This is a genomic window from Nocardioides allogilvus (assembly GCF_003047285.1).
GTDB classification, from domain to species: domain Bacteria; phylum Actinomycetota; class Actinomycetes; order Propionibacteriales; family Nocardioidaceae; genus Nocardioides; species Nocardioides allogilvus.
This window is the reverse complement of sequence record NZ_PZYX01000002.1, coordinates 12,613-39,394: the sequence shown is the minus strand read 5'-3', so window position 1 is coordinate 39,394 and position 26,782 is coordinate 12,613. Positions and strand designations below refer to the sequence as shown.

The window sequence follows — 26,782 nt, the reverse complement described above, 5'->3', positions numbered from 1 at the left end:
ATCAGCGCGTCCGCCAGCGGTACTCCACCTCGGGGCGGCCCGACCCGCCGTACCGCGGCGTCCGGGTCACGAGGTCGGAGTCGGCGAGGTGCTCGAGGTAGCGGCGAGCGGTCACCCGCGAGGACCCGACGGCGGCCGCGACCTCGGTGGCCGACAGGGCGACCGGGGAGTCGCGCAGGACCGCGGTCACCTGGCGCAGCGACTCCGCACTCATGCCCTTGGGCAGCGGCGCGGTCGCGGCGGACGGACGCAGGGCGCCGAGGAGCCGGTCCACCTCGTCCTGCACCACGTCGTCGGCGGCACCGGCGAGGCCGGTGCGGTAGTCGGCGTACTGCTCGAGCTTGGCGCGGAACGTCGCGAACGAGAACGGCTTGAGCAGGTAGAGCACCACCCCCTGCGCGACTGCGTGCCGGACGACGTCGGCATCGCGCGCGGACGTCACGGCGATCACGTCGCACAGGTGACCGGCGGCGCGCATCCGCTGCAGCAGGCCGAGGCCGTGCCCGTCCGGGAGGTGCATGTCGAGCAGGACCAGGTCGATGGTCGGGTCCGCGGTGAGGAGCCGCATCGCCGCGGCGGCCGAGCGCGCCACTCCCGCGACCTCGAAGCCGTCGATCCGGCCGACGTAGGCGCTGTGGGCCTCCGCGGCGATCGCCTCGTCCTCGACGACGAGCACCCGGACGCTCATGCGGGCTCTCCCACGGTGACCTCGACCTCGGCGCCGCCGAGGGGCGAGCGGCCGATGCGGACGGTTCCACCGTTGCGGCGGGCCGCCTGGCTGACCAGCGCCAGCCCGACGCCGCGACCCACGCCGTCGCCCGCCTTCGTCGACCAGCCGTGCTCGAGGACGTGCTCGTGGTCGTCCTCGGGGATCCCGGGTCCGTTGTCGCCCACGCGGAGGCAGAGGTGGGTCTCGTCCCAGGTGACGGTGACCTGGACGCGCGGACCCTCGGTGCCGGAGGCGGCGTCGAGCGCGTTGTCGACGAGGTTGCCGGCCAGGGTCACGACGTCACGGGGCTCGATGCGCAGGCGCGAGGTGCTGACCTGGCCGTCGATGGTGAGGGTGATGCCACGCTCGGATGCCTGGGCGGTCTTGCCGAGCAGCAGGGCGGCCAGGACCGGGTCCTCCACCGCGGCGACGACCCGGTCGGTCAGCAGCTGGGCGACCTGGAGCTCCTCGGTGGCGAACTCCACCGCCTCCTGCGACCGGCCCATCTCGATCAGCGACACCACCGTGTGGAGACGGTTCGCGGACTCGTGGTTGGCCGCGCGCAGGGCGTCGGTGAGACCGCGCACCACGTCGAGCTCGCCGGTGACGGCCTGCAGCTCCGTGCGGTCGCGCAGGGTGACGACGGCGCCGACCTCGCGGCCCTTCCAGAGCGCGGGCGCGGAGCTCACGACCAGCACGTGGTCCCCGGCGACGTAGACGTCGTCGGCCTCCGCGGTCTCGCCGACGGCCGCCTGCACGAGCGCCGGGGGAAGCCCGAGGTCGCCCACGTCGCGGCCGATGACGTCGGCAGGCAGGTCGAGCAGCCGGCGCGCCTCGTCGTTCACGAGCTGCACGCGGTCCTGGTCGTCGAGGAGCAGCAGGCCCTCGCGGACGGCGTGGAGCACGGCGCGGTGGTACTCGTACATCCGGCCGAGCTCCTGCTCCCCGAGACCGTGGGTCTGGCGGCGCAGCCGACGGCTGATCAGCCAGGCGCCCAGCAGGCCGCCGGCGAGCACGGCCAGGGCGGCGATCGCGACACGCAGGAGCGCCGCGGGCAGCGCCTTGTCGATCGTCTCGATCGTGATGCCGACCGAGACGAGGGCAACCACGGTGCCGTCGACCGTGACCGGCACGACCGAGCGCATCGAGGGCCCGAGCGTTCCGGCGTACTCCTGGGTGAAGACCCGCCCCGCTGGCGCGCCGCCGAGGTCGCCGATGAACTTCTTCCCGATCTGCTCGGGGTCCGGGTGCGTGTAGCGGGTCCGGTCGAGGGCCATCACCACGACGAAGTCGACGTCGGTGTCGGTGCGCACGTTCTCGGCGAAGGGCTGCAGGGGCGCCGACGGGTCGGCATCGTCGAGGGCGTCGTGGACGGCGGGGGAGTCGGCCACGGTCTGGGCCACCGAGACCGACCGGTCGACCGCGCTGTCCCGCGCGTCCTGGCGTGCGTCATAGACCGCCAGTGCGACGCCGACGACCACGACGAGCAGCACCACGAGCACCTGGAGCAGCAGCACCTGGCGGGCGACCGAGCCCTCGCGTGACCTGCCCATGCGCGCATTGTGCCTGCTGTGAACTCAACGAACACAACGGTGACCTGGATCACAGCCGGGCCCAGTCTGGTGGCCATGGCACTGGGCGCCCGCCCCGGCCGCTTCTGGAGGAATCATGAGCACCACGACTGACACGGCCCCAGGCGCCGTACGACGCAAGGACAGGACGCACTACCTCTACCTCGCGGTGATCGCCGCCGTCGCGCTGGGCATCGCCGTCGGCCTGGTGGCACCTGCGTTCGCCGTCGAGCTCAAGCCGATCGGCCAGGCCTTCGTGGCGCTGATCAAGATGATGATCCAGCCGGTCATCTTCTGCACCATCGTGCTCGGCGTCGGCTCGGTGCGCAGCGCCGCCAAGGTCGGCAAGGTCGGCGGCCTCGCACTCGGCTACTTCATCGCGATGTCGACCGTCGCCCTGGCCATCGGCCTGCTCGTCGGCAATGTGCTGCAGCCCGGTGCGGGCCTGCACCTCACGGACGAGACCGCGTCCGCCGGCGCCGAGCAGGCAGCGGGCGCGCACGCCAGCACGACCGACCTCCTCCTCGGGATCATCCCCGACTCGATGCTGTCCGCCCTGACCTCGGGCGAGGTGCTGCAGACCCTGCTCGTGGCGCTGCTGGTGGGCTTCGCCCTGCAGGCCATGGGCCGCTCCGGTGAGCCGATCCTGCGCGGCGTGGGCCACGCCCAACGGCTGGTCTTCAAGGTGCTGACCATGGTCATGTGGGTCGCTCCGGTGGGCGCGTTCGGTGCCATGGCCGGCGTCGTCGGCGAGACCGGCATCGACGCGCTCAAGAGCCTGGCCGTGCTGATGCTCGGGTTCTACGCCACCTGCGCGGTCTTCGTGTTCGTCGTCCTCGGGGTCCTCCTCAAGGTGACGACGGGCATCAGCATCTTCGCGCTGCTGAAGTACCTCGCCCGGGAGTTCCTGCTCATCGTCTCGACCTCGTCGTCGGAGTCGGCCCTGCCACGGCTGATCGCGAAGATGGAGCACGCCGGGGTCGACAAGTCCACCGTCGGCGTCGTCGTCCCGACGGGCTACTCCTTCAACCTCGACGGCACCGCGATCTACCTGACGATGGCGTCGCTGTTCATCGCCTCGGCCATGGGTGACCCGCTGTCGATCGGCGAGCAGCTCTCGCTGCTGGCCTTCATGATGATCGCCTCGAAGGGTGCGGCCGGTGTCACGGGCGCCGGCATGGCCACCCTCGCCGGCGGGCTCAGCTCGCACCGGCCCGACCTGCTCGACGGCGTCGGCCTGATCGTGGGGATCGACCGCTTCATGTCGGAGTGCCGCGCGGTCACCAACTTCGCCGGCAACGCCGTCGCGACCGTGCTGATCGGCACCTGGACCGGCGGCCTCGACCGCGAGCAGCTCGATCGCGTGCTGGCCGGTGGTGACCCGTTCGACGAGACGACGATGCTCGACGAGGACGAGGCTTACGGCGACCCGGTTGCGGAGCCGCGGAGCGAGGAGCGCGAGCCAGCACTGGTCTGAGCCATCGAGACGTCGGCGCCCGGGTCCTCCCGGGCGCCGATGGGCATGTCAGCGGCGTACGGCGTCGATCTCGAGTCGCACGTAGTCGATGACGGGCTCCGTCATCGCGAGTCGCACGCGGCGTACGAAGTCGCGCTGCTCGGCGATCGGCAGGTCGACGAGGTGGGAGCCGAGGTTGACCGTCGCCAGGTAGTTCTCCATCAGCTCGGGGTCCTCCAGGCGCAGCGGGTCGGGGCGCAGCCGGACGTCCTCGACGTCGAAGCCCGCGTGCGTCAGCGACGCACGGGTCTCGTCGATGCCCTTGAACGACGTGCCGAACTTCCCGTCGCCGGTGACCGCCACGAGCGCGGCGGTCATGATCGCGAGCTGGCCCTGTCCGCCGCAGTCGGACGTCAGCCGGGCCCCCGGGCGCATCACGGCCGCGAGGTTGGCGAAGAGCAGGTCGTGGTCCTCGATCCAGTGGAAGGCGGCCACGCTCATCACCGCGTCGACCGGCTCGTCGAGGGGGAGGGGCTGCGTCAGGTCGGCGACGTGCAGCTCGACCGCGTCCCCGAGCTTGCGGCGGGCCTGCTCGATCATCTTGGCCGAGCCGTCGATGCCGACGAGGCGCACGTCGGGCCAGCGCTCCAGCAGCGCGGCACCGTCGCGGCCGGTGCCGCAGCCGGCGTCGAGCACGCGCTCGTCACCGCCCAGCCGCATCCGGTCCAGCACCCGCGCGCCCCACGCGACGTGCGGCAGCGGCAGCGCGTCGTAGGCCGTGGCGTCCCACTCGCGGGTGGCCATCACAGCACCGGCGTGGTGCGCTCGACGATGGCGCGCAGGTCGCCGCCGGTCAGCGTGCCGAACGTGCCGTTGAACGACGTCCCGAGCCGCGAGGCGCAGAACGCGTCGGCCACCTCGGGTGGGCCGAACCGGACGAGCAGCGAGCCCTGCAGGCACGCGGCCATCTGGCCGGCGAGGCGCCGGGCCCCGACCTCGAGGGTGGCCGTGTCGCCGAGCAGGGCGAGGGTGTCCTCGACGGCCCGGTCGAGCCGGGGGTCCGCCCCGTGGGCGGCACCGACCTCGTTGAGCCAGGCCTCCAGGACCTCGGGCTCGCGGCTCAGCGCGCGCAGGACGTCGAGAGCGTTGACGTTGCCCGAGCCCTCCCAGATGGAGTTGAGCGGGGACTCGCGGAAGAGCAGGGGCAGGCCCGACTCCTCGACGTAGCCGTTGCCCCCGAGGCACTCGAGCGCCTCGGCGACCATGAAGGGCGTGCGCTTGCAGACCCAGAACTTCGCCAGCGGCAGCGCGATCCGCCGCAGTGCCGCCTCGTGGGCATCGCCGGGTCGGTCGACCGCGGCGGCGAGCCGGAGCGCGAGCGCGGTGGCGGCCTCGGACTCGACGGCGAGGTCGGCGATGACGTTCTGCATGAGCGGCTTGTCGACGAGCCGGCCGCCGAAGGCGGAACGGTGGGTCACGTGCCACGACGCCTCGGCCAGCGCGCGCCGCATCAGCGACGCGGAGCCGAGGACGCAGTCGAGCCGGGTCGCGGCCACCATCTCGATGATGGTGCGTACGCCGCGGCCCTCGTCGCCGAGGCGCTGCGCGACGGTCCCGTCGAACTCGAGCTCCGAGCTCGCGTTGGACCGGTTGCCGAGCTTGTCCTTGAGCCGCACCACGTCGAGCTGGTTGCGCGTGCCGTCGGCCAGCACGCGGGGGACCACGAAGCAGGTCACGCCGCCCTCGGTCTGGGCGAGCACGAGGAACAGGTCGTTCATCGGAGCGCTGGTGAACCACTTGTGCCCGTGCAGCGTGTAGAAGCCGTCCTCCGACGTGGTTCGGGCCTGCGTCACGTTGGCGCGGACGTCCGAGCCGCCCTGCTTCTCGGTCATCCCCATCCCCGCGAGTGCGCCGACCTTGTCGGTGCGGGCGCGCACGCCCGGGTCGTAGCGGCGCGACGCCAGCAGCGGCGTCCACTCCTTGGCGATCGCGTCATCGGCTCGCAGCGCCGGCACGGCGGCGTACGTCATCGAGATCGGGCAGCCGTGGCCGGGCTCGGTCTGCGACCAGGCGAAGAAGCCCGCGGCGCGGCGCAGGTGTGCGTCGGGCGCGTCGGACTCCCAGGGAGCGGCGGCGAGGCCGTGGCCGATGCCGCGCTCCATCAGCCAGTGCCAGGAGGGGTGGAAGGCGACCTCGTCGATGCGGTTGCCGTGACGGTCGTAGGGCGTCAGCTCGGGGTGGTGCCGGTTGGCGAGCATCCCGTGCTCACGGGCCTCGGCGGTGCCCGCCTCGACCCCCAGCAGCGTCAGGTCCTCGACCAGCTCCGCGGATCCGTGGCGAGTGATCGCCTCGGTCAGCGCGACGTCGGAGGTGACGACATTGTGACCAACAAGTGGGGGAGTCTGGTTGGCGGTTGCCCTGATCGACGCGTCCATGTGGCTACCGTAGGCCCATGGCCGAGGCGAGTTCGCAGCATTCCGTGCTGCGCTCCCTCCAGGCGAGGTGGGTCGTCGTCCGCGCCCAGGTGTGGCGGCTCGTCGTCGCGACCGTCGGCTCCTGCATGCGCTACCGCGTCACCGGCCTGGCTGCCGAGGCAGCCTTCTTCGCCGTCCTCTCCGTGCCACCGCTGATCTTCGCCCTCGCAGGTGCGGTGGGCTACGTCACCGAGCAGTTCTCCCCGGCCGACATCGCCGAGGTCCAGGGGGCGATCATCGACCTGGCGTCGCGAGGACTGACCGAGCAGGCCGTCGAGGACGTCATCACGCCGACGCTGGACTCCGTGCTGCGGGGTGGCCGCTTCGACGTGGTCTCCGTGGGTTTCGTGCTGGCGCTCTGGTCGGGCTCGCGGGCGCTCAACGTCTTCGTCGACACCATCACGATCATGCACGGACTCGGCGGGCACCGGGGGATCGTCAAGACGCGAGCGCTCTCCTTCGCCCTCTACATCCTGGCGATGCTGACGGGGATGATCTCGCTGCCGCTCGTCGTCGCCGGGCCGTCGCTGATCCGGGACTGGCTGCCACCCCGCTTCGACTTCGTGATGTCGTTCTACTGGCCGATCGTGATCGTGCTGTGCATCTGCTTCCTCGCGACGCTCTACCACGTGTCCGTGCCCGTGCGGACGAACTGGGCGTTCAACCTGCCCGGCGCGACGTTCTCGCTGATCGCGTGGATCGCCGGCTCCTATGCCCTGCGCTGGGTCCTCACCGTCACTGCCGCGGAGTCAAGGTCGATCTACGGGCCGCTGGCCGCGCCCATCGCCGTACTCCTGTGGCTCTATCTCCTGGCCATCGCCGTCCTGATCGGGGCAGCGGTCAACGCGGCCTTCGACACCGTCTTCCCGCAGGGCACCACGACCAAGGCGCGACAGGAAATCGTGCAGCGGCTGCGGCAGGCGATCACGTCCCGGGACGCGGCGTGAAAGACTCCGGCCGTGCATGACCAACCCGCGACGACGGCGGCCCCCCACGGCGCCCGCATCGCGTTGCCCGACCCGGTCCGCTCGCCGTGGTGGGAGCTCGGCCGAAGGCTCCTGACTGCGCTGGGGATCCTCGTCGGCACCGTGCTGCTGGTCTACCTCGACCGCGACGGCTACACCGACGGCAACGACCCGACCGGAAAGATCGACCTGATCGACTCGATCTACTACACCACCGTCACGCTCAGCACGACCGGCTACGGCGACATCGCGCCCGTGTCAGAGCGCGCTCGGCTGATCAACGCTTTCATCATCACCCCCGCCCGCATCGCCTTCCTGGTGCTGCTGATCGGGACCACCCTGGAGGTCCTTGCCTCCCAGGGCCGCGAGATGTTCCGGGTCGCCCGGTGGAGGAAGAACATGGGAGAGCACGTCGTCGTCGTCGGCTACGGCACCAAGGGGCGCAGCGCGATCGAGACGCTCGTCAACAACGGCCACGACCGTGAGGCGATCATCGTGGTCGACCCGAGCATCGTCGCCAAGGAGGAGGCGCACCGCGACGGCCTCGCCGTCATCACCGGTGACGCGACCCGGCGCGAGGTGCTCCGCAGCGCCCGCGTCGAGCTCGCCACCCACGTCATCATCACGACCGACAGCGACGCGTCCAACGTCTTGTCCACCCTCACCGTGCGCCAGCTCAACCCCGACGCGTGGATCGTGGCCGCGGTCCGCGAGCAGGAGAACGTCCCGCTCATGCGCCAGTCGGGCGCCGACTCCGTCATCACCTCCTCCGACGCCGTCGGCCGCCTCCTCGGCCTCTCCTCCATGTCGCCGATGCTCGGGTCCGTGATGGAGGACCTCCTGACCTACGGCGAGGGCCTCGAGGTCGCCGAGCGCGACCTGCTCGTGGGCGAGGTCGGCAAGCCCCCGCAGTCGTTGCCCGACCAGGTCATCGCCGTCGTGCGGGACGAGAAGGTCTACCGCTACTTCGACCCCGTCGTCACGCTGCTGGCCCGCGGCGACCGGCTCATCGTCGTACGCCCGGCCAAGGAGCTGCCGTGGGCGCCGCGCCCCGGCACGCACGGGGAAGACACGGCCGAGGGCTGATCGCGCGGCGTTACCCGGGCGAACCTACGAGCTCGCCTATCCGGTGCAGCCCACCTCCATGGTCGGCATCGTCCACTGCGGGCAGCCGTTCTCGCCCGGCGGCGGCGACGGCATCACCAGGGCAGGGTCGAGGCCGATCGTGGCCAGGTCGTCGGCGGGCACGACGAGGCGCTCGCGCGCCGTCGCCAGGTCCGGTGCCTGCACGACCTCGCTGACGTAGGTCACGAACGTCTCGGACTTGACCACCTTCACCTCCTGGGAGAACCACAGCCGGTCGGGTCGGACCGTGTCGAGCTCGTCGGCCGTGACCGCCATGAAGTCGTCGGTCCACGCCTGCAGGCCTGACGCGCCGCGCATCGGCCGCATCGCCATGAGCTTGGTGATGACGACCTCGCCGGACTCGGTGCGCTCGACGGCGCACTCCAGGTCATAGCCGGCCTCGAGGCCCTCGGCGCAGTAGCGCTCCGGATCACCCTCGGCCGAGCCGCGCGAGTGATTGACGGTGACGGTGATCCGGTGGGGGGAGTCGACGCCGTAGCGCGTGACCAGACCGCTCGCCATCTCCCAGTAGTGCTCCGGCAGCTCCTGCCTCTGGTCGTCGAAGGCCACGAAGTCCGCCGGCCCGAGGTCGGGCACGGACCCGACCAGGATCGACCGCGCGTGGTCATCCATGGTGCGCGGCATCGTGGTGACGTCGTAGGCCTCGATCGAGGCGGCGATGGCCGGGTCGATGAAACGCTCGGGCCCGGCCTGGTCGCCCAGCAGCGGGGGCAGGCCCAGCGCCGCACCGACGGCCAGCACGGCGATCCCGGTGCAGGCCACTGCCACGCGGGTGCGGCGTACCTTGCGACGCCCCCCGGCCAGGATCTCGGCGGACCCGTGGGCGTACGGCGGTCCGTCGGCCACGTGGTCGCGGATCAGGGTGGCGAGGTCGTGCTCGGTCATCAGATCTCCTCGGTCAGGACGAGCTGGGGCAGGTGGGTGCGGAGGGTGGCCAGCGCCTTCGACGACTGGCTCTTGACGGTGCCCTCGGACACGGAGAGGGCGTGCGCGACGTCGAGCACCGAGAGGTCGTCGAGGAAGCGCAGGGCGACGATCGCCCGCTGCCGTGGTGCGAGCAGGTCGAGAGCTGCGCTGACGTCGAGGACGGACGCTTCGTGGGAGTGTGTGGCCCGGTCGGGCAAGCGTTCGACCGGGACGTCGCGGCGCCGGCGAAGATGGCTCAGGCACTCGTTGACCACGACCTTGCGGGCGTAGGCATCAGCGGTGTCGTCACGCACGCGGGGCCACGCGGCATACAGCTTGATCATCGCCTGCTGGGTGAGATCCTCAGCCGTGTGCCAGTCGCGGACGATGACGTAGGCCGTCCGGCGCAGCGCCTCTCGCCGAGCAAGGTAGAACTCCGTGAAGTCCGCCTCGCGTTGCTCTCGCCGCATCGGGTGTGCTCCTCGTCGTCGGATGGCGTGTCACCAGTCTTACGCCGCGGGCGGGCGCTCGGGTTGCCTGCGCTCGGGCGCGACATCCGATCGGCGGACGACAACGAAAGAGCCCCTGACCAGTGGTCAGGGGCTCGATCCGTGTGGTGGGCGATACTGGGTTTGAACCTTTGAGAAGCGGGTCATCTGGAGTGTTCCAAGTTCGGGCCGATCTGACGTAAACTCGCAGGTCAGAGGCCATATTGCGTCTGGACACGACCGGACAATCTTGGACACGTTTTGACGCCACTATTCCTCGCTTGTTCCACGAAAGGCGATACTGGGGGCGAAAAAGTTGGTCAAGGAACAGGGGCGCACGAGGCGTGGCTTCGGGCGGATCGAGAAGTTGGCGTCCGGTCGCTATCGCGCCGGCTACACCGGCCCGGATGGTCGGCTCTACCGCGGTCCGGTGACCTTCGGCGCAAGGGATGACGCCATCGCGTGGCTGTCCGCCAGGCGTGCGGAGATCGAGATGGAGGTCTGGGCGCCGGACGCTGCCGCCCGGGGTGCTGCTCGCCGGGCGGCACCGACGCTGCGCGCGTACGGCGACCTGTGGTTGGAGACCAGGAAGACCCGCGGACGCGAGCTCCGTCCGACCACGCGGCAGCAGTACCGGATGCTTCTCGACAAGTTCATCTACCCGACCTTCGGGGACGAGCGCATCGATCGGATCTCGGCCGACGACGTGAACAAGTGGTACGACGCTCTGGCCCCGGGTCGCGAGACGATCCGGGCTCAGGCGTACAGCCTGCTGCGGACGATCTTCACGAGTGCTGCGACCGAGAGGCCGCGTGCATTCATCCCGTACAACCCGGCGCACATCAGGGGAGCGGGCAATGCCAAACGCGTTCACAAGGTGAGGCCGGCGTCCTTGCAGGAGCTCGAGAAGATCGTTGGTGAGCTCCCGCCGCGGTACCAGTTGATGGCGCTGCTTGCAGCCTGGTGCGCCATGCGTTTCGGTGAGCTTGCCGAGCTCCGACGCTGCGACATCGATCTGCGGACCAAGCAGGTCAAGATCCGCCGCGCGGTCGTCCGTGCCGACGGCCAGATGATCGTCGGCCTGCCGAAGACCGACGCCGGCATTCGAGACGTGGCGATCCCGCCGCACCTGCTGCCGCTCGTGAGTGCTCACCTCAAGGACTACACGGGAGCCGGCAAAGACGCGTTGCTGTTCTCGGCTGCCGCCGACCACGACGCGCACATGGCGCCGTCGACGCTCTACAAGGTCTACTACCCGGCTCGGAAGGCGGCCGGACGCGAGGATCTGCGCTGGCACGACCTGCGCCACACCGGAGCTGTGCTCGCCGCCCAGACTGGCGCGACTCTTGCCGAGCTCATGGGGCGGTTGGGTCACTTTACTCCGGGTGCGGCCATGCGCTATCAGCACGCCGCCGCCGACCGCGACACCGAAATCGCCCGGCGCTTGTCGGCCTTGGTGGCGGAATGAATGGTTCAAGCATGTGTGCTGAAACGTATCTATTTGATACGCTAGAGCACATGGCAATCTGGGACCAATTGGTCGAACGGGCGGCCGATCAACACGGCTACGTGACGATTCGAGACGCCCACGACCTGGGGATCGACCCGACACAACTGCGTCTGCTCGCTGCGCGGGGACGTTTGGAACGAGTCGCCCGGGGTGCCTATCGGGTGAGCGTCCTCCCTCGCGGCGAGCATGACGAGCTGGCTGAGGCTGTCGCGTGGTCACTGGGGCGTGGAGTCGTGTCGCACGAGTCGGCACTGGTGCTGCATGGCATCTCCGACGTGAATCCCTCGCGGGTTCACTTGACGGTGCCACGGGACAACTATCCGCGGGCCGCGGGTGGGAATCTCTATCGACTACACCGTCGCGCACTCCCTGCTTCCGACGTCACGGAGTCGACTGGAATTGCGGTCACCACGGCGGAGCGCACCATCCGAGACTGCCTCGATGACGGCACGGACCCTTATCAGCTTCGGCGAGCCATCGACCGTGCCGAGGCAGAGGGGCTCATCCGCAAGCCCGTGGCTGAGGCGCTTCGTGCAGACGTTGCGGCGTCGGGTGCTTCGGCATGACGTCCCGCTACGACTCCTCGCCGTCCAACCTGCGAGCGCTGCGTGATCGTCTCACCGCAGCGGCGAAGCGAGAGGGCGTCGTGTTCGGTCGACTGCAGCAGCACGTCGGCGTACTCGTCGTCACCCAGTTCATGGCGTCGCTGATCGACGAGCGCGGCGAGCCGTTGCTGCTGGTGAAGGGCGGCGCGTCACTGGAACTCCGGCGCGGGATTCCCGAATCGCGTACATCGAAGGATCTCGATGCCGTCATCCGCGTTGACGTCGAGACCGTCCACGATCGCCTGGTAGAGGCAGGCGCCTCCGGGTGGGAGGGCTTCACCGCGGTGTTCACACCACCGGCAGCCTTTGAGGTCCCTGGGCTGATCACGCACCCACATCGATTCACGGCGAAGCTCAACTATCAACGTCGGCCGTTCGTCTCGGTGCCGATTGAGGTCTCGCCCGTCGAGGCCGGCAACGCCGACGGCTACGACAATGTCTCCTCCGAGGCGTTCGCACTCGTTGGTCTGCCGGACAGTGCAGCCGTGCCGTGCATGACGCTGCCTTGGCAGATCGCTCAGAAGATCCATGCGTGCACGGACCGCGTTGACGAGCCGCGCACTAACGACCGCGCTCACGACCTCGTGGACCTGCAGCTGCTCGAAGCACTCATGATCGACGGGCCGTTGGCCTCGACGCGTGCGGCTTGCGCCGCCGTGTTCGAGGCACGTGCCAAGCACGAATGGCCGGCGACGGTGGTGGCACATCCGCACTGGGGCCCTATCTACGAACGCGCGTTGGAAGGGCTGGAGGAACTCGGCCTTGCTTCCACCGTCGACGAGGCGGTCGTGCGAGTCCAGGCTTTCGTCGATCGGATTGAATCCCGTTGATCCGGTGACGTCGCGCTTTGGACTCCCTTGCTCGTAGGGTTTGGGTGTGCCGAAGAAGAAGCATGGCCGCGTCCAGGGACACCAGCCGCAGCGACGACGCCAGCCGGCCGCACAGACCCGCCCAGGTCACGGTGCGGAGGACCAGGATCTGTTTCAGAGCCTGCGTCGAGGGCTCCGGTCCGGCGACCCGCTGGATCTCCTTGCCGTGGTCAGCGGGTTGCTGGAGGTGACCGACCCGCGAAACCGGGATCCGTTCGCGGTCAAGGAGCAGCGGCCGGGACTGGGCGATTTGGTCGAGTCGTTCGTCGGGACGCCGTACGCCGAGACGACCGCCGCGCTGTTCGTGATCAGGGCGCTGACCACGGACGAGGTGATGGCCGCCCGGATCAGTCGGGAGCTCGAGACGCGTCGTCACCCGTTGCCGTCTTGGTTGACGTGCCTCGATCAAGCACGGCTGGACCCGGACGTCTGGTTCATGACCCATGTGCTGGGCGACGGCGACGACTACCTGATCGGGGTGACGCTGCCGTCGGGGGAGCAGCTGTCGGCGTTGGTGTATGTCGACCACAACCTCGGCACGGTCGTGAAGGACGCGTTCGTGGTCCCGGAGCCGCTGGAGGATCTTGCGATCAAGATGGGGACGCTGATCGACGACGCGGACCAGTCGCTGACTCGAACTGATCCGGCCACGGCGCGGGCGGTGATCGAGGCGGCGATCAGCTCCGGGGCGCAGCTGTATCCGCCGCTGACCTCGGACGGTTGGCCGATGTGCCGTCCCCTGGTCGAGTGGATGCTTCGGATGATGCCAGCCGGAGGCGCTGCTCCAGACTGGAAGGAATGGTCCGCGGAGGAGACGACGGCGGTGGCGGCCGAGTTCTTCGCCTCCCGGTTCGGTGCGGCCTTCGACGATGACGAGCGGCGCACCCTTCTGGAGAGCGTGCTGTGGTTCTGCACCGGCTATGCGACAGGCGACCCGTGGCGGTGGAGCCCGGTGACGGTGGAGATGCTTCTGGCCGACTGGTTCCCGCGCAAGGTGATCGCCGAGCCGTCGTATCTCGCCAAGCTGCCGGATCTGGTGCGTGCCTACATTCGCTACTGCCACGACCGCAACGACATCCGCGCCGATCTGACCACCGAGACACTGGCCGCGGTCGACCAGCACGAGCCGGAATACGCGCAGCTGATCCACAGCGATCGACAACAGGCGATGGCCGGTCTGGCGGAGGCGCTCTTGGCGACCGAGCGGCTCGGCGGTCTGAGCGACAGCGAGTGGACGCTGGAGTACATCGCGCGCGACGTCGGGGGACTAGACACCCTGATGGTGCTCGACGATCTGCCGCTGCCCGACGAGACCTTGGACTGGCAGGGCATCCCTGAGGAGATTCGGCCTGCCGTAGGCGCGATCCTCGAGTTGTGCGACGGCTGTGCCGAGGAGTTGTTCGACGTCGAGCACCGAACGGCGATGCGGCGCTTCCTGTCTCGCGCCGCTCGCAATGACCCGAAGGTCTTCGCCCGGAAGGGCTCACCGGTGCGCGGCGCTGCCGCCGTCGCGTGGGTCATCACCACGGGCAACCGGACCGCCGGTGTGTGGTCCGCCGCGTTGACGGCCAAGGACCTGCTCGCGCACTTCGGAATCAATGGCTCCGTGTCAGACCGCGCGGGCACCCTGATGCGGGCTGCCGGAATGTCAACCAGGCACGCCACGAGCTCCATTGAGCTCGGAGATCCGGGGCTCCTCGTGTCGGCTCGTCGCAAGAAGCTGATGGAGACCCGCGACAACGCGCTGGCGAACGGGTGACCGTGGACGATCGCGAAGCCCTGACTCAGCTGCGGTCGATGGCGATGCGCTGCGACCATGCGGAACTGGTCACCGAGCTACGCCGCCAGCCGTGGCCCGATGACTCGCTGCAGCTGATCGGCGACGGCCTGCTCGCGGCGGTCTGGGACAGTGCCGAGGGGGCCGTCGACCTCGCGCACGCGTGCGTCACCGCCCTGCGTGAACGGGACTGGGACGGAGACCAGGAGCTGGCTGACGCACTCGCCGCGGCCTTGGGCAGCGGACCGACCCCGATGCTGCGCCCACTGCCGGTCGACCTGGAGGAGCTCGCCATGGTCCTTGAGGGCGACCCGGTCCACGGCGGCGGCCGCATCGACCTGCGCACAGGGGAGGTATGGCCCCAATCCGCCATCGAGTACGCCGAGGAGGTCGGCGAAATCGAGGAAGACGATGACGACCCGGAACGCTGGCTGTGGGTGCACTGCGAGGGATCGCATCAGGGATACCGGGACATGGAGAGGTTCATTGAGGACCTTGACGATCAGGAGTTCGGGGACCGGTTGGCCCACGCCATCTCGGGGCGTGGTGCCTTCCGCCGGTTCAAGGACAGGTTGTCCGAGCGACCAGCACTGATCACCCGCTGGCACGCGTTCTCAAGCGACCGTCAGCGCGGCCGAGCACGGAGCTGGTTGGAGGCATCGGGCCACACGCCCATTCGAAGGCGGGAAGGCCCGCCGAGGTGACGCTGGCGGATCGGCGTTGGGGGGAGGCGGCTCAACTGCTGCGATCGTCCTCCGACATGTGCTTCCCCAACTGCAGATACTGGGACCGCTGACTCGGTCGCAGTCCCAGGAGTGCGCCGGGTGGTCCGTCGCCTTCCGGACGGGGCACGGGCCGCTGCCGGCTCGTTCGCAAGGTCTTGCGGATCAACGGCTGCCAGGCTCGGCGAATGGGGCCGGGCAGGTCGAGGTCCTTCCAGATGTCGACGAGCAGAACGCCGTCGACGTAGTCGAGCAAGTCGCTCGGACTGCCGTCACGGAGGATCAGCTCGTAGGCGCGCGCCCGGTCGTTGCGCTCGTGGAGGTAGTAGAGGCGACGAGGCGCCGGCCAGTGGTCATCGGGTCCGGGAAGCAGGACTGTGCTGAACGCGCGTGCCGGATCCAGCCGCCACAGCTCGTTGGCCAGCCAGAACGGGTGCAAGCCGTGCTGGCCTGGCACCTCCACGAACTCCAAGTTCGGCACCGCCTCCAAGTGGTGGCCGGCGGCCTCCACGATCCGGTCGGCGACGGCCAATGAGGGCGACTTCGTGCCGCGCTCGTATGCCGACAGGGTCGGCTGCGACGTGCCGGCGAGCCGCGCGAGTGCAGCCTGCGTCAGCCCGGCCGCGCGGCGGGCGTACACGAGCAAGGAATGCCCGGACATGCTCCAAGGATATCCGACCAGATCTTGATGGGCAGATCATGCGATTCGCGCTCCGACCTGCACAGATGGCAGCAACCACAGACACCTGATGCGCGGTGGGTACGGCGATTCCTGGCCAAATCCGGACGTGCCTGCGCACCTACCTAGTGAAGCGGGTCTGCCCGCACCGTGGCAGGCGTCTGCCCGGACATTGGAAGGAGTGGGGCAATGAGCGTGGCGAAGTGTCTTGGCGTGGATGACGTCGATGGCCCGGCGATGAAGGCGGCGGCCGTTGCGTGGAAGCGCTGGTGTCACCAGAATCCCGAGCTGGCTGTGGTCGACGACGTGCTCGACCTATCCAAGTGGACACGTCGGGTTCCCGCGACGACCAAGGACCCTTTGCTGGCCCATCTGCATCTGCTGGCTCAACAAGATGCCGAGGCGGCCGTGGTCCTGGCCTGGCTGATGCTTCCGGGCGCCACGCGAGTGGCCAACGGGTTGCGCGATCTTTCGCCGGACATCGACGCACTGACGGCCGGCGAGCTTTGGCTGCAAATCAGGAACCAGCCGGTGGAGCGGTGCGTTGCGGCCACCATCCTCCGAAGAGTCCGCCGCGCTCTACTCGACGAACTCGGGCATGGCGACTCGGCGCGCAGGAGCGACAAGACCTGGGCCAACACGTGGGTGTGTGACGACGATGCCGTTCTCGAGTCGCTGGCCAGCGTCCCCGACCTGGAGACCAACGCGGAATCCGAGTCGGGCCACCTCATTCAAGCGGCATTGCTCGCCGGCGCAATCAGTTTCCAGGACGCCAGCCTGCTTCATCGGCTCGCCACGGCTGCTGATGAGCACGCAACCCCGTCACGTCGAGGACGCGGCGGTCTCACCGCTCCCAAAGCCGTGGAGTCCGCCATGAGATTCGGCAAGATTCCGACGCGAACGGCGCGGCGACGAGCGGCAACGTCGCTCGACCAACTCGGAGCCTTCGCCCGGGACGAGCACATCGTCGACGACCTGCGGGACTTCGTCGCGACGCATGACCTACCACCGGTGGAGTTGGCGGAACTCCTCGAGCTCTACTTCTGGGCCCACATCGACGAGCACGCGGCGCAGTTCAACTATCCGGCCTAACACTCACAGCCCCAGTCCAGGCCCCTGCGCGCGCGGACTTGTTCGGGCGTGTGACAGGTCCCGCTCGCGTTGGGGGGCCGGCCTGGGTCGGGTGACCTTGCGGATCCGATACGCGAGGGCTGACGTCGAGTGTTCCGTGGGCAGGGGACTGGCCATGGCACTCCTGAGTAGTCGCTCGGGATCGAAGCCCTGCCGCCGCAACCGGTCCAGCTCTCGGGCCAGATCGAGCGTTTGCTCGTCGTGGCGGCCGACGTACGCGACCACCCGACGTTCCCAGATACGAACGGTTGCGTCGTACCGACTGTTGATCCTGCCGAGGAGGCGTCGGCGGTACCGCGCGGCTCGATCGTCCGCGGGTACTGGTCCTGTCATGGTGCGCTCGTCTGCTGCCACGCCGTGTGCTGCCCGCCAGACCGCGAGCTCGGAGCGCAGGTCAGTGGTGAGGACGTCGTCGTAGTCATCGAACCAAGAGGGCAGCGTCGCGTCGGCCCGTTCGCGGGCCTCAGCGGCGAGGGTGTGCACGAGGCGTGCTCGGGCGGCTAGGTATGGGCCCCACCGCGGGTGGTCGGCCACCTCGGCCGGCGCGTCAGGCAGCCACGGGAGCGGGCCGGGCGCGACGGACTCGTCATCCCAGGCGCCGAGAATCCGTTGCGTGGCCAGGGCCACTGCGTCGGCGTACCTCGTGGTGGCGTCGTGGAGTCGTGTTTCGGGCGTGGCGGAGTCGTGACGGGTGGAGGTCGCTGAGACGGCAGCGCCGTCGCGGGCCAGCACGCGTTCGACGGCCTCGGTGGCGGTGAGTTGTTCGGTGATTCCGGGCAGCTCGAACTCGTGCTCGTCGCCCAGGTGGTCCGTGATCACGTGGACGTGGTTCTCGACGCGGCCGCGCGTCAGCATTGTGTAGAGCAGTTGCCTGGTTTCCTCACCCGTGATGACGCTGTGCATCACATCGGTGGTCAAGCCTTGGGCGGTGTGGACCGTGGAGGCGTAGCCGAGCTCGACGTGGGCGGCGACGTACTCGGCCGGCAGCACGGTGATGAGTCCGGAGTCGCGATGCTGCACGGTCAGGCCGCGGTCCCGGATGCCGGCGACGATCCAGCGGTCGCCGTTCTTGACCCAGTCGCTGCCGCTCAAAGAGAGCCGACGCTCATTGCGGCGCGTGAGCACGACGTCGCCGACCGACGCGTGGGTACCGTCCCTCAGTCGCACCTCGTCGTCAGGGATCGCGTCTGCAAACCGCGCGGTGCGCGCTCGCTCGTTGAGCTCGCGCACGAGTTCGTGGGTCGGCGCCAACATCAGGCAGTCCCGGCCCGCATCATGCTCGCGGCGCCAGGCGTCGAAGACTTCGGCAAGGACGGATTCTTGATCCCCGGAGTGGATGCGCTCGTGGTCGAGGTAGAAGCCGAGGGCCCGGCGGTTTCCTTCCCGCAGCGCCAGCGAAGCGTCGGCTTCGATCGGATCGTCGAACCGCACGACCTCATCCAGTCGTACGGCGCCGCTGGTGCGAGCGATGTCGCGCAGAACTCCGCCGGCGCCGATAGCGGCGAGTTGTTGGTCGTCGCCGATCAGCCGGACCGTGGCGCCGCGTTCCATCGCGGCGCCGATGATCCGGTCGAGGGTGATGGTGTCGGCCATGCCAGCTTCGTCAACGACGAGCAAGGTGTTGGGGCCGACGGCGGCCGCCAGCGCCGAGTCGGGGTGCATGTCGAGGTCGTGCGCGAGCTTGGCGAGCGTCTCGCACGGCACGCCCGTGGCGTCGCGGAGTGCGGCCGCGGCTGCTGCAGACGGGGCGAGCCCGAGCACGCCCGCCCCCGCTTCGGTCCACACGTTCGCGAGAACCCGCATCGCTGTTGTCTTGCCTGCTCCGGCTGGTGCGAGTGCGAGCTGCACGCGCCGGCCGCTGGTGGCCATCGCGCGGACCAACTGGTCCTGGTCGGCGTTGAGTTCGGTGCCGTTGATGCGGGCGGCCAGGATGGCCAGTTCGACGTCGTCATTGGTCCATCTCGGCGCGTCTGCGCCTGCCGCGGCGCTGACGATGCGTTGCTCGGCTTCCAGTACGCGCGTCGAGCTGAAGCGGTCGCGGCCGGTATGGCGGTAGACGCTGGTCCCGTCCGTGCGGCGGAGCGTGCCGGGCTCAGGGATCGAATCCAGGTCGGGGGTGAGGTGGACCGACAGGCGGACGACCTCGTCGGCGATCATGCGAGAGATCTCGGGGAGGTACTCGGGCGGCAGATCCGCATCTCGGATCTGCCGTTGGACTTCGGCGTGGATGTGCCAGCTCTGCCAGGTCGCGCGGTGCTGCTCCAGTTCGGCCAATGTGTCTGCAGCCACCTGACGGAGCCAGCCGGTCTTCACCGACACCGGAGCAAAGTCCTCGGACGGGTGTACGGCGGCGCTGATGGTCGCCTCGACGGCTCGCTCCGAGCCGAGCAACTCGACCGCCTCGGCCCGCCACGTCCTGCGCTGATCGGCCGACGAGCGTGGCTCGTTCTTCCGCTCGCGAGTCTCGAGGTTCGCCTGCTGGGCGAGTGCCACCGTTTCGATCGGGGTCGGCGACCGTCCGTGCGTCTCGTGGAACTCACGCGCCAACTCGCGCTGTCGGGCGACGATGTCGGCCCGCCTGCTCGACCACGCGACGCAAAGCTCCCCGCCGATGCCGACCATCTCCCGGATGGGCCGCTTCTCGCGCTCAGTCCCGGGGCGTTCGGCGAACCTCACGCCGAGGGTCGTCGCGAGGTGGCGCTCGAGTGCGGTGTTATATGTCTCCGACGCGGCGACCACGTGCTGGTGCAGCACCCGCCCGTAAATGGAGAGCCACTTGCCCTCGTTGGTCTGCACCTTGTTGGCGACCGCGACATGGGTGTGCAGATCCGGGTCGCCGGCCCGAGAGTCACGGTGCGTAAACGCGGTGGCGATCAGGCCGCGCGTCTCGACCTGGCGGGCGCCGTCTTTGCCCTCCCTCGTGAAGAGAGCCTTCTGCTCGATGAAGGCCAACGCGTCGTTGATTGCCGCGGCGTGGGCCTGTTCGATCTTGTGGGCGATCTCCGGTGGTGCGATCGCCCACAACGTGGAGACCGACTTCACCGGACTGAAGGTCAGGTCGAAGCCCGCCACCGCCGTCTGCCGCGGTCGCGAGTAGCGCGCCACCGCGGACGACAACTCGGATGCCGTCGGCTCGCGGCCATGCTCGTCGACGAACATCTCGTGGGCCGTGGTGGTCCGCGCCGCTGCCCGTTTGGCCGCACTCGGCTTCGGCGTATCCGCGAGGAGCTCGCCGACCCGGGTAGCGAAGGCGCCGGCGGTCTCATTCGTGAAGACCCTGTAAGCGGCCCCCAAGGGTTGCCCGGTGACCGGATCGCAGCCGCTGCCGAAGAGGTGAGTCATCTGCTCCGCCGTGACGACGTCGTCGACTTCGAGCTCGTCGATGCCGACCAGCCCTCGGCCCAGCCAACGGCCCGGCGCCTCGCCCTTGGCTGCGTAGTAGTCAGCCAGAGGAGTGGCGCCCTTCTCCGTCGAGTCGAGTGCCGCGACCTGCCTGGTCAGATACTCGTACCCCGACCCGGCCGCCAGCTTGTGCAGTGTCATCGTCACACCCCTCAAGGCCACGACCCTGCTCCGAGTGGCCAGGGGGGCGAACCTGGATGAAAGAGGTGTGTGGCGAATGAAGGGGAAGGAAGGGAGGTGGGTCAGAGAGGGGCTGGAGGACAGGGGCAGTCGAAGGGAGGGCGGAGGCAAAGGCGGTGGAGGGACCGGGGACGTGTGGACAGGAACATGTGAGAAGACGGCGGACCGAGTGTCGGGATCGTCAGGAAGGCGATGCGGGCAGGGCCGCTGTCGTGGACTCGCGTTCGAAGTTTGGGGAGTGAGGGCAACCCGGGGGAGCTTTGTTGGCTCGTCCGGATAGGGACCCGTCACCGGAACAAGTCACCGGACGGGTCAAACGGCCAAAGACCACCGCGGCCGACTCCTTAGGCCGGAGCCTTGTCGGTGGAGGTTCGGCCTACGGGAGATCCTGCAGTCGCGCCAGTCTCCGCAGTGCTTGAGGCGGATTCGTTGCATTCCTGCTCAACTGAGAAAGTCGACCACGAGCCGGTTGAACCGCTCGGCGTGCTCGATCTGCACCCAGTGTCCGCACCGTCCGAACACATGCAGCTGAGCCTGATCGATGAGCTCCAGGAGGCGCAGCGAGTTGTTCAGCGGGATGACCCGGTCGTCGCGTCCGTGTACGACGAGCGTCTCGTGCGGGAGGCCGCGGACCCGATCCTCGTCGATGGTCAGCGCGTCGACCCTCGCCTGCCGCGGTCGCGGGAACATCGCGCGATAGGCCTCCTGCACGCCGGGTCGGATGGCCGCGTCTAGGCGGAGCCTGGCCAGGTCCTCGGTGAGCAGTGATGGGTCGTGCGAGAAGACGCCGATGAGATCCAGCATCGCAGGAAGGGACGGCTCGAAGCCCCAGACGGCATCAAGGCCCGGGGTGAGCTCGAACGGGACGCCGACGCTGCCCATTAGGACCAGCTTGTCCACCCGGTCGGGAAACCTCGTGGCGATGCTCAGCGCTAGGGCGCCACCGAAGCTGTTCCCCACGAGGGACACGCGGTCGAGCTCGAGCGCGTCGAGGAACCCGAGCAGGTGACCCGTCCAGACCTCGAGGTCGTAGCAAGGGTTCGAGGGCCGCTCGGTGTAGCCGAAGCCCAGCACGTCGGGCGCGAGCACCCGGAAGTTCTCGGCGAGCGCAGGCAATGTCAGGCGCCAGTTGGCCCAGGCGCTGACTCCTGGCCCGGAGCCGTGGATGAGTACGACCGGCGGACCCGAACCCTCGTCGTGGTAGTTAGTCATCACCCCGTCTACGACCACCGACTCACCGATCTCGGGATCCTTGGCGCGCTCGGCTTGTGCGAGCAGCCACTCGCGCATCGAGACGCGGGGCGCGGGTGCCGGCACCTGGGCTTCGACCCAGCCGTCGACCACGCGAGTCGGGTAAAGGGTCGCCGCGTGGCTTGGCTCGTCGGTGCGCCGACCCGTCTCGAGGTCGAAGCACCAGAAGTGGCCGGGGCAGGTAAGCACCCCCGCCTTCACGAGCCCGCCGGAGAGCGCGATGTCGCGGTGCGGGCAGCGGTCGAGCATCGCAATGAACTGCCCGTCCGGTTTGGCGACCACGCACACACGGTCGCGGTCCTGGCCGGTGTCGCCGACCACGAGGCCGAGAGGTCGGTCACTGAGCACCTCCTCGACGAGGCACAGACGCTCCCAGGACCCGGTCACTCGAGCCACCCCAGTCCGGCAGAGATGCGCTTCGCGGTCTCGATGATCGGGCCGGCGAGGTGACGCAGGCCGGGCTCGACGTCCTCGACGTACTCCGCCACGGAGACCGAGGCGACCACCTGGCCCAGCGGGTCGCGGATGGGTGCTGCGATCGAGCACATGCCGGGTTGCCACTCGCCGCGGTTCTCGCCGTATCCCTGGCTGCGCACGCGACCAAGTTCGGCGAGGAACGCGGGACGCGTCGTGATCGTCCGCGAGGTCTTCGGGGTCAGGCGGATCTCCTGCACGAGGCTTCGTTGCTGCTCGGTGGGGAGGAATGCGAGCAGCACCTTTCCGCTGGCCGTCATGTAGGCGGAGTTGCGACTTCCGACGGCACGAAAGACCTGGATGGCGCCGAGGCCTTCTCGGCGCTCGACGTAGAGCACGTCGATGCCGTCGAGGATGGCGACGTGCATCGTGCCGCGGGTCTTGGTGCGAAGCTGGTCGAGAGGGTTGGTCGCCGCCTCGTGCAGCCGTTGCGAGGTCTCGGCGCTGGCGCCCAGCGAGCCCATCGTCGAGGTGAGCCGGAACAGGCCGGTCGCCTCGACCTTCTCGATGAGGCCTTCCTCGACCAACGTCCACAGCACTCGGTGCGCGGTGCTCTTGCCGACCCCGACACGACGGGCGAGCTGGCTGACTCCCAACTGGGTGCTGTGCTTGCCGAACTCGCGCAGGATCCGGGCAGCGGTGGCGACGCTGGAGAGCGTCATCGCGACCGAACGTCCTCGAGCAGGGCGGCAAGGGAGGAGGCTGCGGTCGTCCCGGGCACCGGGACCAGCCTGCCGCTGGAGAGCTCGGCGGCCACCAGCGCTGCGGCCTGGTCCAGGTCGAGGCGTACACACGCCGCGAACTCGTCCACCAGCGCTGCCTGGCGCGGGAGCTCCCCCCGGAGCCGGTCGAGGTCGCGAGACGTCTTCGCGTGCAGGTTGGCCAGCGCGACACCGGAGTGCTGGGCGTGGTGCGGCGTCAGGCCACCACCGTCCGCGACGGTCAGGTGGTAGATCGCGCCGGAGACGCCGAGGGTTGCCCGGACCGACTCCGCGCGGTCATCGGACGACACACCGAGGGCGGGGATCACCGACGGGTCGAAGAACCGTAGTGACCACCGCGTGCCGAGGTGCTCGTCGACGATCTCGACCTCCTGCCCGATGGGAGCAGGGAGCGCATCGGAGGTGGCGATCAGGTGCAGCCCGCGGGCGGCCGCTGCGATGACCGTGACGTTGTCGGCCGCCACCAGGGGTAGCCGCGCCCGCTCACCGGGCGGCAGGTGCTGGACATGGTCGAGGTAGGTCGTGTGCACGGCCCAGACGTAGTCGCGCACCGCCTCGCGCTTGGCCTCGGGGGTCGCCTTGCTGTCCACCATCCCAGCGTCACCCCTCTGCGACCACGTAGGACTTTGCGTTCCGCATGGAGGAACACCGTATCCGGCTTGGGTCCAGACCGTCCTACGTTCAGGACATGGCAAAAGTGAACGGCGTCACAGCTCCCGAGGCGGGACATGTCGATCTCGCCGAGGGGACTCCAGCAGGCACGACCCGCGACTTTCCGTTCGGTGAACCGGCCGACGGTCTGCGGGTCGACCCATCCGACTCGCGGCAGCAATCCCGCGGCACCGTCGCCGGCCGTCCTCGCGGAATCCTGCGGCTCGGTCACGTAGACGTCACCTGCACCGACCTCGACCTGGCCGCCGCCTACTACACCGGCGTGATGGGCATGGACGTCACCGCCCGCACCGAGGACTCGGTCTACCTCAAGTGCTGGGACGAAGAGGACCACCACTCCCTGCGGTTGCGCTATGCGCCACGCATGGGGATGGACCTGATGTCGTTCAAGGTCCACCACGAGGACGACCTCGCTGACCTGGAGAATCGGGTGTCGCGCTACGGGTTCCCCGTGGAGCGCATCAGCAAGGGGCAGACGCTGGGCCAGGGGGAGTCGATCCGGTTCTCCACGCCAAGCGGCCACGTCATGGAGCTCGTCGCGGACGTGGAGAAGGTCGGGACGACCCGGCCGCGGCACCTGCCCGACAACGCGTCGGACGATCAGCCCTTCCCGCGGGACATGATCGCGCCGCCGCGGATGGACCACATGCTCATCAACGCCGAGGAGGTCGGCGAGTCGACGCAGTTCTACATGGACGTGCTGGGGTTCCGCATCACCGAGCAGCTCCTCGACGGGAACGGCCACCAGCTGGGCACCTGGCTGGAGCGCTCGCACTCACCGCACGACCTGGCGATCGTGCACGGCCCCAACGGAGGCCTGCACCACTTTGCGTTCTGGCTCGACGACTGGGACGACGTCCGTGACGCGGCCGACGTGCTCGCCTACAACGGCATCCAGCTCGACGTCGGTCCGACGCGTCACGGCATCACTCGCGGCTCGACCATCTACTTCTTCGACCCCCTCGGCACCCGCAACGAGGTCTTCACCGGTGGCTACCGCCCCGATCCCGACTTCCCGACCCTGACCTGGACCGAGGACAACATCGGTCGCGCCGTCTTCTACTACGAGGGCGAGCTCAACGAACGCTTCATGAGAGTGCACACCTGATGACGATCCTGCGCCTGTCCCACGTCGAGCTCCGCGTGCCGGACCTCGAGCTCGCGACCGCCTACTACTCCGAGGTCATCGGCATGATCGAGACCGCGCGCGACTCCTCGCGCGTCTTCATGAAGTGCTGGGACGAGCACCAGCACCACAGTGTCGTCCTGACCCACGAGCCGACCCACGGGCTCAACCACTTCGGGTTCAAGGTTACCGATGCGGAGGACCTCGACCACTACCAGCAGCGCCTCGAGGCAGCCGGCATCGCCGTACGCCGGTATGCGGCCGACGAATGGGCGCCCGGCCACGGCACGTCGATCCGGTTCCTCCTGCCCAGCGGGCACGAGATGGAACTGGTCTACGGGATGCAGCAGGTCGGCAACCTGCTCCCGCAGACCAACCCGCCACCGCGCCCGATGGGTCTCGTCGGCATCGCGCCGCCGAGGGTCGACCACGTGTTCCTGACGGCGGAGGAGGTAGACACCAACACGAGGTTCCTCACCGAGCACCTCGACTTCCGGCTCACCGAGCAGATCGTCGGCGACGACGGCTACCAGATCGCCAGCTGGCTCGAGGTGTCACACCGCTCGCACGACATCGCCTTCATCACCGGGCCCAACCAGGGGCTGCACCACTTTGCCTTCTGGGTGGACGGCTGGAACGACCTGCGCAACGCCGCAGACGCCTGCGTCTACCACGGCGTCAACATCGAGATGAACCCCACACGCCACGGTGTCACGCGCGGTCAGTGCCTCTACTTCTTCGACCCGGTCGGCAATCGCAACGAGATGTTCACCGGCGGCTACTGGGTCGACCCCGGGGCCGAGCCGGTGACCTGGACCGAGGCCGAGATGGGGCGGGCGATGTTCTACTACGACGGCGTCGTGAACCAGCAGTTCCTCACGGTGCACAGCTGAGGCCGGCGATGACCATCGAGAAGCCGGCCTCCCTGCCACGCACCGAGCGACCGGACGCGCCGGCATACCTCAACCGTCACCAGTCCCGCAAGGGAGCGCCGCCGGCCACGCCCGACGAGTCCGACGAGTCCGTCCCGCTCTACCTGCGTCAGTTCCGCAACCGGGGTGCCGGCGCGGAGCCCGTGGAGTACGACGGCAACGTCGTCGGCTCCTCGCGCGCGTGGGCCGAGGTGACCCGCACCAAGGAGATCGTCCCGGAGCGCCGTGACCAGATCGCCGACGTCGACTGCGACATCTACCTCGTCCGGCACGGGGAGACACAGGGCTACTCCTCGGAGTCCGGCCTCACCCCGCTCGGCTCCTGGCAGGCCCACCGGCGCGGGCAGGAGCTCGCCCGCCGGGTCACCGACGGCACAAAGCTCGAGCTGTTGTGCGCCCCGACCAATCGCGCCCGCCAGACCGCCGAGCACATACGGCGCGGCCTCCTCGACAACGTCGAGCTCTTCGGTAGGGGCCGCCCCGAGATCGGCGAGCTGCTCGACGACCCCAACTTCCGCAACTTCGAGGTCGCTACCCCCGAGGGTCCGCGCGACGTGACCAGCGCCTTCCGGATCTATCACCGGGAGATCGAGAAGTACGAGCGCGTCGGCCTGGGCGAACGGCCCGGCTGGCTGGTGGACATCGACCGATTCTGGGGCATCCAGAAGGGCGGTGGGGACCCCATCACCCACTGGCTGACGATGCCGATGCTCTACTTCGAACCGCCCGTCTCGTGCGTGCGTCGCTTCTGGCGCGGCATCCTCGACGCCCACGCGCGGACATCGGCCGACACGGTCGTGGTCGCGACGCACTCCGGCCCGATCCGGGCGTTCGCGACCCTCGCGATGGGCTACGACCCGGGCGAGCCCTTCAACACCGAGTTCGTGCGCGTTCGGCTCGTCGCGGGCGGCCACACCGCGCTCGTGCTCTACCGCAACCGCGTCCAGGAGGTCGTGATCCCCGACCTCGATGCCCTGCCCGCCAACTCCGACCCCCGCTTCCAGGAATGACTAAC

At 69.0% G+C, this 26,782-nt stretch carries 23 protein-coding genes; 12 read left to right on the top strand and 11 right to left on the bottom strand.

Annotation, left to right across the window (positions count from 1 at the left end):
• Position 1: 1 nt before the first annotated feature.
• Both C9J87_RS03490 and C9J87_RS03485 read right to left on the bottom strand, forming a co-directional pair.
• Positions 2-688, bottom strand: a complete 687-nt coding sequence (locus C9J87_RS03490; RefSeq protein WP_010833361.1) for a response regulator — start codon at positions 686-688, stop codon at positions 2-4.
• Positions 685-2,262 (bottom strand): sensor histidine kinase, encoded by a 1,578-nt coding sequence (locus C9J87_RS03485; RefSeq protein ID WP_010833362.1) that lies wholly within the window; start codon positions 2,260-2,262, stop codon positions 685-687. The genes C9J87_RS03490 and C9J87_RS03485 overlap by 4 nt, the downstream gene beginning before the upstream one ends.
• A 115-nt stretch (positions 2,263-2,377) precedes the next feature.
• Between C9J87_RS03485 and C9J87_RS03480 the strand changes: the two genes are divergently transcribed.
• Entirely contained in the window at positions 2,378-3,757 is a 1,380-nt protein-coding gene (locus C9J87_RS03480) for a cation:dicarboxylate symporter family transporter (protein WP_010833363.1), read from the top strand.
• A 48-nt stretch (positions 3,758-3,805) separates the two neighbouring features.
• Here C9J87_RS03480 and C9J87_RS03475 read toward each other — a convergent pair whose 3' ends face one another.
• Positions 3,806-4,540 carry a class I SAM-dependent methyltransferase gene (locus tag C9J87_RS03475; protein ID WP_036490855.1) on the bottom strand — a complete coding sequence of 245 codons (735 nt, stop codon included), beginning with the start codon at positions 4,538-4,540 and terminating at the stop codon, positions 3,806-3,808.
• Entirely contained in the window at positions 4,540-6,171 is a 1,632-nt protein-coding gene (locus C9J87_RS03470) for an acyl-CoA dehydrogenase family protein (protein ID WP_010833365.1), read from the bottom strand. The genes C9J87_RS03475 and C9J87_RS03470 overlap by 1 nt, the downstream gene beginning before the upstream one ends.
• Positions 6,172-6,188: 17 nt before the next feature.
• On the opposite strand from C9J87_RS03470, the gene C9J87_RS03465 reads away from it, so the two are divergent.
• Positions 6,189-7,157 (top strand): YihY/virulence factor BrkB family protein, encoded by a 969-nt coding sequence (locus C9J87_RS03465; protein WP_036490858.1) that lies wholly within the window; start codon positions 6,189-6,191, stop codon positions 7,155-7,157.
• A gap of 12 nt (positions 7,158-7,169) precedes the next feature.
• Positions 7,170-8,261, top strand: coding sequence for a potassium channel family protein (locus C9J87_RS03460; RefSeq protein ID WP_036490860.1), 1,092 nt, complete (start codon positions 7,170-7,172; stop codon positions 8,259-8,261).
• A 36-nt stretch (positions 8,262-8,297) separates the two neighbouring features.
• On the opposite strand, the gene C9J87_RS03455 is transcribed toward C9J87_RS03460, so the two are convergent.
• On the bottom strand, positions 8,298-9,206 hold the full coding sequence (locus C9J87_RS03455; RefSeq protein WP_107704774.1) for a hypothetical protein: 909 nt from the start codon (positions 9,204-9,206) through the stop codon (positions 8,298-8,300).
• Entirely contained in the window at positions 9,206-9,697 is a 492-nt protein-coding gene (locus C9J87_RS03450) for a SigE family RNA polymerase sigma factor (RefSeq protein WP_107704773.1), read from the bottom strand. The genes C9J87_RS03455 and C9J87_RS03450 overlap by 1 nt, the downstream gene beginning before the upstream one ends.
• A gap of 334 nt (positions 9,698-10,031) precedes the next feature.
• Here C9J87_RS03450 and C9J87_RS03445 point away from each other — a divergent pair, with 334 nt between their 5' ends.
• Genes C9J87_RS03445 through C9J87_RS03425 form a run of 5 tightly spaced genes read left to right on the top strand, consistent with a single transcriptional unit; the run spans position 10,032 to position 15,180 of the window.
• Positions 10,032-11,183, top strand: coding sequence for a tyrosine-type recombinase/integrase (locus tag C9J87_RS03445; protein WP_107704772.1), 1,152 nt, complete (start codon positions 10,032-10,034; stop codon positions 11,181-11,183).
• A gap of 50 nt (positions 11,184-11,233) precedes the next feature.
• Positions 11,234-11,791: a type IV toxin-antitoxin system AbiEi family antitoxin domain-containing protein gene (locus C9J87_RS03440; RefSeq protein WP_232819818.1), complete on the top strand. Its 558-nt coding sequence runs from the start codon at positions 11,234-11,236 to the stop codon at positions 11,789-11,791.
• Positions 11,788-12,660 (top strand): nucleotidyl transferase AbiEii/AbiGii toxin family protein, encoded by an 873-nt coding sequence (locus tag C9J87_RS03435; protein ID WP_107704770.1) that lies wholly within the window; start codon positions 11,788-11,790, stop codon positions 12,658-12,660. The genes C9J87_RS03440 and C9J87_RS03435 overlap by 4 nt, the downstream gene beginning before the upstream one ends.
• 46 nt (positions 12,661-12,706) lie before the next feature.
• On the top strand, positions 12,707-14,458 hold the full coding sequence (locus C9J87_RS03430; protein WP_157953108.1) for a hypothetical protein: 1,752 nt from the start codon (positions 12,707-12,709) through the stop codon (positions 14,456-14,458).
• Positions 14,459-14,460: 2 nt separating this feature from the next.
• On the top strand, positions 14,461-15,180 hold the full coding sequence (locus tag C9J87_RS03425; RefSeq protein WP_198652265.1) for a UPF0158 family protein: 720 nt from the start codon (positions 14,461-14,463) through the stop codon (positions 15,178-15,180).
• A 31-nt stretch (positions 15,181-15,211) separates the two neighbouring features.
• Here the strand turns inward: C9J87_RS03425 and C9J87_RS03420 are convergent, their stop codons facing one another.
• Positions 15,212-15,859: a helix-turn-helix domain-containing protein gene (locus C9J87_RS03420; protein ID WP_107704768.1), complete on the bottom strand. Its 648-nt coding sequence runs from the start codon at positions 15,857-15,859 to the stop codon at positions 15,212-15,214.
• Between the two features lie 207 nt (positions 15,860-16,066).
• On the opposite strand from C9J87_RS03420, the gene C9J87_RS03415 reads away from it, so the two are divergent.
• The gene (locus tag C9J87_RS03415; RefSeq protein ID WP_107704767.1) at positions 16,067-16,969 is read left to right on the top strand and encodes a hypothetical protein; all 903 of its coding nucleotides are present in this window, start codon (positions 16,067-16,069) and stop codon (positions 16,967-16,969) included.
• Between the two features lie 3 nt (positions 16,970-16,972).
• Here C9J87_RS03415 and mobF read toward each other — a convergent pair whose 3' ends face one another.
• The 4 genes from mobF to C9J87_RS03395 form a co-directional block, all read right to left on the bottom strand.
• Positions 16,973-20,551: a MobF family relaxase gene (gene mobF / locus C9J87_RS03410; protein WP_157953107.1), complete on the bottom strand. Its 3,579-nt coding sequence runs from the start codon at positions 20,549-20,551 to the stop codon at positions 16,973-16,975.
• 480 nt (positions 20,552-21,031) lie between these two features.
• Entirely contained in the window at positions 21,032-22,228 is a 1,197-nt protein-coding gene (locus C9J87_RS03405) for an alpha/beta fold hydrolase (RefSeq protein ID WP_198652263.1), read from the bottom strand.
• Entirely contained in the window at positions 22,225-22,977 is a 753-nt protein-coding gene (locus tag C9J87_RS03400; RefSeq protein ID WP_107704764.1) for an IclR family transcriptional regulator, read from the bottom strand. The genes C9J87_RS03405 and C9J87_RS03400 overlap by 4 nt, the downstream gene beginning before the upstream one ends.
• The gene (locus tag C9J87_RS03395; RefSeq protein WP_157953106.1) at positions 22,974-23,627 is read right to left on the bottom strand and encodes a hypothetical protein; all 654 of its coding nucleotides are present in this window, start codon (positions 23,625-23,627) and stop codon (positions 22,974-22,976) included. The genes C9J87_RS03400 and C9J87_RS03395 overlap by 4 nt, the downstream gene beginning before the upstream one ends.
• A 98-nt stretch (positions 23,628-23,725) precedes the next feature.
• On the opposite strand from C9J87_RS03395, the gene C9J87_RS03390 reads away from it, so the two are divergent.
• The 3 genes from C9J87_RS03390 to C9J87_RS03380 are packed head-to-tail and all read left to right on the top strand — an operon-like array spanning position 23,726 to position 26,777.
• A complete protein-coding gene (locus tag C9J87_RS03390) occupies positions 23,726-24,817 on the top strand; it encodes a catechol 2,3-dioxygenase (protein ID WP_107704762.1) in 1,092 nt (363 codons plus the stop codon).
• A complete protein-coding gene (locus C9J87_RS03385; RefSeq protein ID WP_107704761.1) occupies positions 24,817-25,728 on the top strand; it encodes a catechol 2,3-dioxygenase in 912 nt (303 codons plus the stop codon). The genes C9J87_RS03390 and C9J87_RS03385 overlap by 1 nt, the downstream gene beginning before the upstream one ends.
• 8 nt (positions 25,729-25,736) lie before the next feature.
• Positions 25,737-26,777, top strand: a complete 1,041-nt coding sequence (locus C9J87_RS03380) for a histidine phosphatase family protein (protein ID WP_107704760.1) — start codon at positions 25,737-25,739, stop codon at positions 26,775-26,777.
• Positions 26,778-26,782 lie beyond the last annotated feature (5 nt).